This window comes from Guyparkeria sp. (genome assembly GCF_041687595.1).
Taxonomy (GTDB): domain Bacteria; phylum Pseudomonadota; class Gammaproteobacteria; order Halothiobacillales; family Halothiobacillaceae; genus Guyparkeria.
This window is the reverse complement of the sequence record NZ_JAWLBP010000016.1, coordinates 24,758-34,810: the sequence shown is the minus strand read 5'-3', so window position 1 is coordinate 34,810 and position 10,053 is coordinate 24,758. Positions and strand designations below refer to the sequence as shown.

The window sequence follows — 10,053 nt, the reverse complement described above, 5'->3', positions numbered from 1 at the left end:
GAGACCGAAGACCAGTTGATGGAGAAGTATCACCAGCTGACCGGCGAATGAAGCAAGGGCCGCAGGGCCCTGTCGTCGATAACGAGAAAACCGCCCTTCGTCCGGAGGGCGGTTTTCTTATGCGGGGTATACCCGGGAAGTCGTCTCAGGCGTCTTCGGTACGCCGTCGGATGAAATCGGTGACGGTGCCGAAGGTCACGAACCATTCCGCGTCGATCTCGTCGTCGGCCAGCTGGATGTCAAACCGGTCCTCGAGCGCGGTCAGCAGCAACACTACGCCCATGGAGTCCAGCTCCGGCAACTCGCCGAACAGGCCGCTGTCAGGAGAGAAGCGCTGGGCGGGGCCGGGCAGATCGAGCGTCCTGATGATCGTTTCACGGACCTGAACGAACAACGGATCGTTGATCACGACCGTCATGAAAGCGCCTCGAGCCGTTCGATGCCACCCATGTAGGGACGCAGCACTTCCGGGACGATCACGTCGCCGTTCTCGCACTGGTAGTTTTCCAGTACCGCGACCAGCGTACGTCCGACGGCAAGTCCCGATCCGTTGAGGGTGTGAACCAGCTCCGGCTTGCCGTCCGCCCCTCGTACCCGCGCACCCATGCGGCGGGCTTGAAAGTCGCGCGTGTTGGAGCACGACGAGATCTCGCGATACTTGCCCTGCCCCGGTAGCCAGACTTCCAGGTCGTAGGTCTTGGCTGCTGAGAAACCCATGTCGCCGGTGCACAGCACCAGGCGACGGTATGGCAACCCGAGGGCGTCGAGGATCGCCTCGGCGTGCCCGGTCAGTTCCTCGAGTGCGCGCTCGGACTCGCCCGCCGGAACGATCTGAACCAGTTCGACCTTTTCGAACTGGTGCTGGCGAATCAGCCCGCGGGTATCCCGACCGGCGGCGCCTGCCTCCGAACGGAAGCACGGCGTATGCGCCACCATCTTCAGCGGTAGGGCATCCCGGTCGAGAATCTCGTCACGGACCAGGTTGGTCACCGGCACTTCGGCAGTGGGAATGAGATACCAGGGGGCCTCGCCCTCGATCCGGAACAGGTCATCGGCAAACTTCGGCAGTTGGCCGGTGCCATACAGTGAATCGGCATGGACGATGAACGGGACCTCCACTTCGCGGTAGCCATGCTCGAGCGTATGCCGATCAAGCATGAACTGCGCCAGGGCCCGATGAAGCCGTGCGACCGGTCCGGACATCGTGACGAAACGGGCACCGGTCAGCTTCGCGGCGGCCTCGAAATCCATACCGGCCAGCCCAGCCCCGATGTCGACATGGTCGCGCGGCTCGAAATCGAACGACGGAATGTCGCCCGCGACGTGTTTCTCGACATTGTCGTCCTCGCACTCGCCGGCGGGAACATCGTCGTCGGGTAGATTCGGGATGCCGGCCAGAAAGGCCTCGAGTTCCTCGGCAATCTCCGCCAGTCGAGCCTTTGTCGAGTCGAGCTTTTCGCCGAGCTCACCGACCGCGGCGATCAGGGGCTGGATGTCCTCCCCTTGCGCCTTGGCCTTGCCGATCTTCTTGGACTCGGCGTTGCGGCGGGCCTGCAGGGACTCGGTCTCCACCTGGAGGGTCTTCCGTTCCGCCTCGAGCGCCTCGAAGCGCTCCTGGTCGAAGGTGAAGCCGCGGCGGGCCAGCCGTTCCGCGACCTGTTCGGTTTCCTGACGAAGAACTCGCGCGTCAAGCATGGATTATCCGATGGTGTGAATGGGTTGCCGACATCGACGCGCCGGTTGCGGGCGCGATGCTCGTGGTCAGGCGATGTACTCGACCTCGACGATCTCGAAGGTGCGGGTATGACCGCCAGGTGCCTTGAAATCGACCTCGTCGCCCACCGACTTGCCGATCAGCGAGCGGGCGATGGGGGAATGGATCGAGATGAGGTTCTGCTTGATGTCGGCCTCGTCGTCACCGACGATCTTGTAGCGGATCTCCTCGTCGGTATCCAGGTCCAGCAGCTCGACCGTCGCACCGAAGATCACCTTGTCGCCCGGCGGCATGCGGGTGACGTCGATGATCTGTGCATGCGAGAGCTTGGCCTCGATCTCCTTGATGCGCCCTTCCACGAAGCCCTGCTCCTCGCGCGCCGCGTGGTACTCGGCGTTCTCCTTGAGATCGCCCAGCTCGCGCGCTTCGGCAATCGCCGCGATGATCCGTGGGCGTTCCACGCTGCGCAGCTGCTTGAGTTCTTCCTCGAGCTTGGCCGCCCCGGCGGCCGTCATCGGTGTCTGTTTCATGCAACACACTCCTGGTGCAGGTCCTGGAGACGGTTGACCGAAACCGGCTGATGCAGGTACTTCAGGGCCAGAGCCATGGCTTCGGCACCGGCCAGGGTCGTGAAGTACGGAATCCGGTAATGCAGGGCCTCGCGGCGGATCTCGTAGGAATCGCTCCGTGACTGCTGGCTGTTGGAGGTCGTGTTGACGATCAATGCGATCTCCTTGTTCTTGATCATGTCGACCACGTTGGGCCGGCCCTCGGTCACCTTGTTGACCTGGGTGACCGACAGGCCACGGTCACTGAGGAACCTGGCCGTGCCGCGAGTGGCCACCAGGGTGAAGCCCCATTCGACCAGGGCGCGGGCCACGGATTCGACACCCTTGTAGTCGCCCTTCTTGACGGAGACGAAGGCGGTGCCGGAGAGCGGCAGTGAGTTTCCCGCACCGGCCTGGGCCTTGGCAAAGGCCTCGCCGAACTCGCGGCCGATGCCCATCACCTCGCCGGTGGACTTCATCTCGGGTCCGAGCAGCGGGTCGACACCGGCGAACTTGATGAACGGGAACACCGCCTCCTTGACCGAATAGAACGGCGGGATGCGTTCGGCCAAGATGCCCTGACGCTTGAGGCTGATACCGGCCATCGTGCGCGCCGCCACCTGGGCCAGCGGAATGCCGACGGCCTTGGAGACGAACGGCACCGTCCGCGATGCCCGGGGGTTGACCTCGATGATGTAGATGTCGTCACCCTGAATGGCCACCTGGGTGTTCATCAGACCGACCACGTTCAGCTCGCGGGCCATCGCACTGATCTGTTCGCGCACCCGGTCCTGGACCTCGCGCGAAACCGTGTAGGGCGGCAGCGAGCAGGCCGAGTCGCCCGAGTGCACGCCGGCCATCTCGATGTGCTCCATCAGGCCGCCGATGACCACGTCCTCGCCATCGCAGACCGCATCGATGTCCATCTCGGTGGCATCGTCGAGGAACCGGTCGAGCAGTACCGGCGACTCGTTGGATACCTTGACCGCGTCACGGATGTAGCGCTTGAGCGACTCCTCGTCATGGACGATCTCCATCGCCCGGCCACCGAGCACGTAAGACGGGCGCACCACCAGCGGGTAGCCGATCTCCGCGGCCAGATGGATCGCCTGGTCGGCGGACTTGGCCGTGCGGTTTGGCGGCTGCTTGAGATCCAGCTTGTGGATCATGTCCTGGAAGCGCTCGCGGTCCTCGGCCCGGTCGATCGCATCCGGCGTGGTCCCGATGATCGGCGCCCCTGCCTTCTCGAGGTCACGGGCGAGCTTGAGCGGCGTCTGACCACCGAACTGCACCACCACGCCCCGCGGCTTCTCGATCTCGATGATCTCGAGCACGTCCTCGAGGGTCAGCGACTCGAAATACAGTCGGTCGGAGATGTCGTAGTCGGTGGAGACCGTCTCCGGATTGCAGTTGACCATGATGGTTTCGTAACCATCGTCCCGCAGGGCGAGCGCGGCATGAACACAGCAATAGTCGAACTCGATGCCCTGCCCGATGCGGTTGGGTCCCCCGCCGAGAATCATGATCTTGTCGCGGTTGGTCGGTTCCGCCTCGCAGAACGGCTCGTAGGTGGAGTACATGTAGGCCGTCGAGGTCGGGAACTCGGCAGCACAGGTGTCCACCCGCTTGTAGACCGGGCGGATGCCCAGCGCATGACGATGGGAGCGGACGGTACTCTCGGTCTCGTCGAGCAACTTGGCCAGGCGCGCGTCGGAAAAACCCAGACGCTTGAGCTGGTACATCCGATCCGAACCGATTTCCTTGAGAGCGGTACCCCGCAGGGTCTCCTCGGTTTCCACCAAATGGCGGATATGACGGAGAAACCAGCGGTCGATGAAGGAGTGCCGGTGGACGCGCTCGACGTCAAAGCCGCGGCGGAAGGCCTCGGCCACGTACCAGATGCGCTCAGCACCCGGCGCGTGCAACTCGCGGACCAGCTTGTCCTCCACGTCGTCGTCGGACAGGCTGCCCTCGAGCACCTCGTCCAGGCCATCCCGGCCGATTTCCAGACCGCGCAGGCCCTTCTGCAGGGATTCCGGGAAGGTCCGGCCGATGGCCATCACTTCCCCCACGGATTTCATCTGCGTGGTCAGGCGGTCATTGGCCACCGGGAACTTCTCGAATGTGAAACGCGGTATCTTGGTGACCACGTAGTCGATGGTCGGCTCGAAGGATGCCGGCGTCGCGCCACGGGTAATGTCGTTCTTCAGTTCGTCGAGGGTATAGCCGATGGCGAGCTTGGCGGCAACCTTGGCGATCGGGAAACCCGTGGCCTTCGAGGCCAGCGCGGAGGAACGCGACACCCGCGGGTTCATCTCGATGACGATCATGTCGCCGTTTTCCGGGTTGGTCGCGAACTGCACGTTCGAGCCCCCGGTCTCCACGCCGATCTTGCGCAGCACCGCGAGCGAGGCGTTGCGCATGACCTGGTATTCCTTGTCGGTCAGGGTCTGCGCCGGTGCCACGGTGATCGAGTCGCCGGTGTGCACGCCCATCGGATCGAGGTTCTCGATCGAGCAGATGATGATGGAGTTGTCGTTCTTGTCGCGCACGACCTCCATCTCGTATTCCTTCCAGCCGAGCACCGACTGCTCGATCAGCAGTTCGTTCGTCGGCGAGAGATCGAGACCGCGGCGCACGAGTTCTTCGTACTCCTCGCGGTTGTAGGCGATGCCGCCACCGGTGCCGCCCATGGTGAAGGAGGGGCGGATGATGGCGGGAAAGCCAATCTCGGCCTGTGCGGCGATGGCCGCGTCGAAGGTGTGTACCACCGTCGAGGCGGGCGTGGACAGGCCGATCTCGGCCATCGCCTGCTTGAACCGCTCGCGGTCCTCGGCCATGTCGATGGCGTCCTCGCTCGCACCGATCAGCTCGCAGCCGAAACGCTCGAGCACCCCGTGACGATGAAGGTCCAGCGCGCAGTTGAGCGCCGTCTGGCCGCCCATGGTCGGGAGTACCGCATCCGGACGTTCCTTCTCGATGATCGCGCTGACCGCCTCCCAGGTGATCGGCTCGATGTAGGTCGCATCGGCCATCTCCGGATCGGTCATGATCGTCGCGGGGTTCGAGTTGATCAGGATGACCCGCAAGCCTTCCTCGCGCAGCGCCTTGCAGGCCTGGGCGCCCGAATAGTCGAACTCGCAGGCCTGACCGATGACGATGGGACCGGCCCCGATGATCAGTACACTCTGGATGTCGTTTCTCTTTGGCATGCTCGACTCACCTGTCAGCCGTGGCTGGACAGTCAATATTCTCGGTAGATGGGTTCAGCGGCGGGCGTCGATACTCTCGACGAACTGATCGAACAGAATGTCGAGATCCTGAGGGCCCGGGCTGGCCTCCGGATGGCCCTGGAAGCTGAAGGCGGCGCAATCGGTGCGCCGGATGCCCTGCAGGCTGCCGTCGAAAAGCGAGCGGTGCGTTGCCTGGACGTTCTCCGGCAGGCTGCCCTCCTCGACCGCGAAGCCGTGGTTCTGGCTGGAGATCAGCACGCGCTTGCTCTCGATGTCCTGCACCGGGTGGTTGGCGCCGTGGTGGCCGAACTTCATCTTGCTGGTCTTCGCACCGCTGGCCAGCGCGAGCAACTGGTGCCCGAGACAGATGCCGAACAGGGGGATACCCGACTCGAGGAACGACTTGATGTCGCCGATGGCCTTGGTGCAGGCGGCAGGATCCCCGGGACCGTTACCGACCAGGATGCCGTCCGGCTTCTCGGCGAGCAGGTCCTCGACGGGAGCGTCCGCAGGAAACAGCGTGATCCGGCAGCCGCGATCGACCAGCATGCGCAGGATGTTCTGCTTGAAGCCGTAGTCGTAGGCCACTACGTGGCGGGTGGCTTCGGGGCGAGTCTCGTCGCGGACCCACCAGCTGCCTTCCGTCCACTCGCGCTTCTCGTCGGTGCCAACCTCCGGGATGAGGTCCATGCCGGCCAGCCCCGCAAACGCGCGCGCCTTCTCGACCGCGGCAATGGCATCGAGTTCGGCACCGGCCACAAGGCAACCGTTCATGGCGCCCTTGTCCCGCAACCGGCGGGTGAGCTCGCGGGTGTCGATTTCCGAAATGGCAATCAGACGGTTCGTCTGGCAGTAGTCGCGCAGGGTCTGCGTGCCGCGCCAACTGCTCATCTCGCCGGAATCGCGGATCACCAGGCCGGCCACGTGGACCGAATCCGACTCCGCATCCTCGGCGTTGGTGCCGACGTTGCCGATGTGGGGGTAAGTCAGTGTCACGATCTGTCGACGGTAGGACGGATCGGTGAGGATCTCCTGATAGCCTGTCATGGCGGTATTGAAAACCACCTCGCCTACCGACTCCCCGTCGATGCCGATCGACGTTCCGTAAAAAACGCTCCCGTCTTCGAGAGCCAGGAGCGCCGTGTTTGCCGGGAGCGCGGGTGTCGCGTCTGAGGCCGTGCTATCCAAGAACATTCCCCCAAGAATTGTCGTGTCGATCTGCGCCCCGAGGCCGGATGCATGGCATCGCTATCGACCGGGGCGGCCAGGCACAAGCGGACCGCCGTGGAAGACGGCCGACCAATTGGGGCAATTATGACTGAAAGCCCCCTCGGCTGTCCACGTGTGCGTTGGGGGTGATCGTTGCGCGAAGCGGCTTCGAATGCGGCATGGCCGCCGGGAAAACCGATTCCGGTTAAACCGGCTTGAGTCCCAGCACGTGTGCCATGTCGTACAGTCCCGCGGGCTTGTCGGCCACCCAGTGGGCGGCACGAATGGCCCCCTTGGCGAAGGTCATGCGACTGGACGCCTTGTGGGTGATTTCCACCCGCTCCCCGATGCCGGCGAACAGGACGGTATGGTCACCGACCACGTCGCCGCCCCGGATGGTGGAAAACCCGATGGTTTCGGGCGGGCGCTCTCCGGTGATCCCTTCGCGACCGTAGATCGCCACCCGGCTGAGGTCGCGGTCCAGGGCGTCAGCCACCGCCTCGCCCAAGCGCAGGGCAGTGCCCGAAGGCGCATCGACCTTGTGCCGATGATGCGCCTCGATGATCTCGACGTCGTAGTCGTCACCCAGCATGCTCGAGACTTGGCCAAGCACCTGCAGTAGCACGTTGATGCCGATGCTCATGTTGGGAGCGAAGACCACCGGGATGTCCATGGACGCCTCGCGAAGCATGTCCTTCTGGGCCTCGGAGAGGCCGGTGGTACCGATCACCACGGCCCGACCGTTGCGACGACAGACTTCGAGATGACTCATGGTGGCCTCGATGGACGTGAAGTCCACCAGCACGTCGAATGCATCACAGTGGTCCGCCATGTCACCCACGACCGGCACACCGATCTGCCCGATCCCCGCGACCTGGCCGGCATCCTGGCCAATCATCGGGCTTCCCGAACGGGCGAATGCCGCCCCGATCTGCGTGTGTGCGCCGTGGTGGGCCGCCTCGATCAGGTTTCGTCCCATGCGGCCGTTGGCGCCGACCACCCCGATTTTCGTACTCATGTTATCTGGTTCACTCCGCTTGTTTCGTGCTTGCTGTTCACCCGGGAGACCCTGCGAGCATGGCCCGACCAAGTCTACCAAGACCGGGCGGCTCAGAGCCGGAAAAAGCCGGCGCGGTAATGGGACAGCTCGGCCACCGAGGCACGGATATCGTCCATCGCCTGGTGAGTGGCGTTCTTTCTCAGCCCGGACAGGACGTCGGGCTGCCAGCGCCGGGCCAGTTCCTTGACGGTCGACACGTCCAGGTTCCGGTAGTGGAAGTAGGCCTCGAGTTCCGGCATCAGGCGCGCGAGAAAGCGCCGATCCTGGCAAATGCTGTTCCCGCACATCGGCGACACGCCCGCCGGGACGTGCGCACGCAGGAATTCCAGCGTCTGGACCTCACCGTCGCGCACGCTGCAGTCGCTGCGACGTACCCGCTCGATCAGTCCACTCTGGCCGTGCGTGCGCTGGTTCCATTCGTCCATGCCGGCAAGGGCCGACTCCGGCTGGCTGATCGCGACCACGGGCCCTTCGGCGAGCACGTTGAGGTGCTTGTCCGTGACCAGGGTCGCGATCTCGATGATGGTGTCACGCGCCGGGTCGAGCCCGGTCATCTCCAGATCGATCCAGATCAGGTTCTCTTCAGGTCGATGCACTTGGATCCCTGTCTTGTTGCGCTGTCGAAATCCCGGTAATCGGGGAACGCCAAGAGCCTAGCATGTTCGTCTTCCCGGACGGTCGGACCGGACCGTGATCGGTGTCTCGGAAGGGCGCTCGCATATGGAATCCCCTGCCCCGGCACGCCGGCGTCGGCTATACTGTCGCCGGCTCGGTTGCCGGCCGGTTTCCGATTCCTGGACGGGTCTTCCGCCCTTCTCAAGGCCACGAGGTGTTGTGCCCCCATGCCCGAACTGACCGAAATCGATCGCCAGGAGGAGATGGACGCGCTGATCCGCGAGATCCGCGACACCCTCTCGCGCGGCGACCAGGTCGACGAGTTCGGGGAGCACGGCGATTCGGACGTGCCCAGAGTGCTGGTGGAAGAAGTGGTCCGTAACCAGCAGCTCTCGCGGCTGGCCGAGAAAATCGAGCGGTTGCACGCGGCGGACATCGCCAAGGTGTTGGAGTCCCTGCCGCAGGAAGAACGTCTGGTCGCCTGGGAGCTGGTGCGCCCGGAACGGGACGGCGAGGTGCTGCTGGAAGTCTCCGACTCGGTCCGCGACAGCCTGATCCAGGTCATGGACCGCGACGAGATCCTCAACGTCGCCAATACCCTCGATACCGACGAGCTGGCCGACCTGGCACCGGACCTCCCCGAGGGGATGATGCAGGAGGTGTTCACCACCCTGCCGATCGACGACCGCGAGAAGTTGCGGTTCGTCATGTCCTACGAGGAGGACATGATCGGCGCGCTGATGGACTTCGACCTGGTGACCGTTCGCGGTGACGTGACCATCGAAGTCGCCCTCCGTTACCTGCGGCGCATGGAGTCCCTGCCCGATCACACGGACAAGCTCTTCGTGGTCGACCGGGACGGTCTGTTCGAGGGCGTGATCCATCTCAAGACACTACTGCTCAACGATCCGGACACCGTCGTTGCCGACGTGATGGAGAGCGGCGCCGTGCGTTTTCACCCGGAGGACAAGGCCCGTGACGGTGCCGATGCCTTCGAACGCTATGATCTGGTCAGTGCGCCGGTGGTCGACGAAGTGGACCGTCTGGTGGGGCGCGTCACCATCGATGCGGTAGTCGACTACATCCGCGAGTCGAGTGACGAAGAGCGCCTCTCCCAGGTGGGTCTGTCCGAGGAAGAGGACATATTCGCGCCGGTGCGCAAGAGTGTGAGCAACCGGGCGCCGTGGCTGGCCGTGAACCTCGTCACCGCGCTGATCGCCGCCCAGGTGATCGGCCTGTTCGAGGGATCGATCCAGCAACTGGTCGCCCTGGCGGTACTCATGCCGATCGTTGCGGGGATGGGCGGCAACATCGGCAACCAGACCATCACCATGATCGTCCGTGAATTGGCCTTCCGAAAGCTGGGCGGTGATGACATCCGACTGCTCTACGGGAAGGAGCTGAAGGTGGCCCTGATCAACGGGCTGGTCTGGGGTAGCGTGCTGGCCGGGGCAACTTTCCTCATGTACCAGAACCTCGGTGTGTCGCTGGTAATGATGACCGCCGTCACGCTCAACTTCCTGAGCGCAGCCTTCTTCGGTGTCACCATACCGGTCGTGCGCACCCGGATGGGACGGGACCCTGCCCTGGGGAGCTCGGTGATGATCACCGCGATCACCGACTCGGGGGGGTTCTTCATCTTCCTCGGCCTCGCGACGCTCTTCCTTCTCTGAC

The 10,053-nt window shown here is 64.0% G+C and carries 8 protein-coding genes; 1 reads left to right on the top strand and 7 read right to left on the bottom strand.

The features are described 5' to 3' along the window. Positions 1-145: 145 nt before the first annotated feature. From ACESL5_RS04175 to orn, 7 genes are all read right to left on the bottom strand, one after another. Positions 146-418, bottom strand: coding sequence for an acyl carrier protein (locus ACESL5_RS04175; RefSeq protein WP_372591530.1), 273 nt, complete (start codon positions 416-418; stop codon positions 146-148). Then, on the bottom strand, positions 415-1,695 hold the full coding sequence (serS, locus tag ACESL5_RS04170; protein ID WP_372591529.1) for a serine--tRNA ligase: 1,281 nt from the start codon (positions 1,693-1,695) through the stop codon (positions 415-417). The genes ACESL5_RS04175 and serS overlap by 4 nt, the downstream gene beginning before the upstream one ends. A 66-nt stretch (positions 1,696-1,761) precedes the next feature. Further along, complete coding sequence (gene greA / locus ACESL5_RS04165; protein ID WP_372591528.1) at positions 1,762-2,244, bottom strand: transcription elongation factor GreA; 483 nt, start codon at positions 2,242-2,244, stop codon at positions 1,762-1,764. Next, on the bottom strand, positions 2,241-5,474 hold the full coding sequence (carB, locus tag ACESL5_RS04160; protein WP_372591527.1) for a carbamoyl-phosphate synthase large subunit: 3,234 nt from the start codon (positions 5,472-5,474) through the stop codon (positions 2,241-2,243). The genes greA and carB overlap by 4 nt, the downstream gene beginning before the upstream one ends. Positions 5,475-5,528: 54 nt before the next feature. Continuing rightward, entirely contained in the window at positions 5,529-6,689 is a 1,161-nt protein-coding gene (carA, locus tag ACESL5_RS04155) for a glutamine-hydrolyzing carbamoyl-phosphate synthase small subunit (protein WP_372591526.1), read from the bottom strand. Between the two features lie 220 nt (positions 6,690-6,909). After that, positions 6,910-7,722, bottom strand: coding sequence for a 4-hydroxy-tetrahydrodipicolinate reductase (gene dapB / locus ACESL5_RS04150; RefSeq protein WP_372591525.1), 813 nt, complete (start codon positions 7,720-7,722; stop codon positions 6,910-6,912). 92 nt (positions 7,723-7,814) lie between these two features. After that, the gene (orn, locus tag ACESL5_RS04145) at positions 7,815-8,360 is read right to left on the bottom strand and encodes an oligoribonuclease (RefSeq protein ID WP_372591524.1); all 546 of its coding nucleotides are present in this window, start codon (positions 8,358-8,360) and stop codon (positions 7,815-7,817) included. A 246-nt stretch (positions 8,361-8,606) separates the two neighbouring features. Here orn and mgtE point away from each other — a divergent pair, with 246 nt between their 5' ends. Continuing rightward, entirely contained in the window at positions 8,607-10,052 is a 1,446-nt protein-coding gene (gene mgtE / locus ACESL5_RS04140) for a magnesium transporter (protein WP_372591523.1), read from the top strand. Position 10,053: the final 1 nt, after the last annotated feature.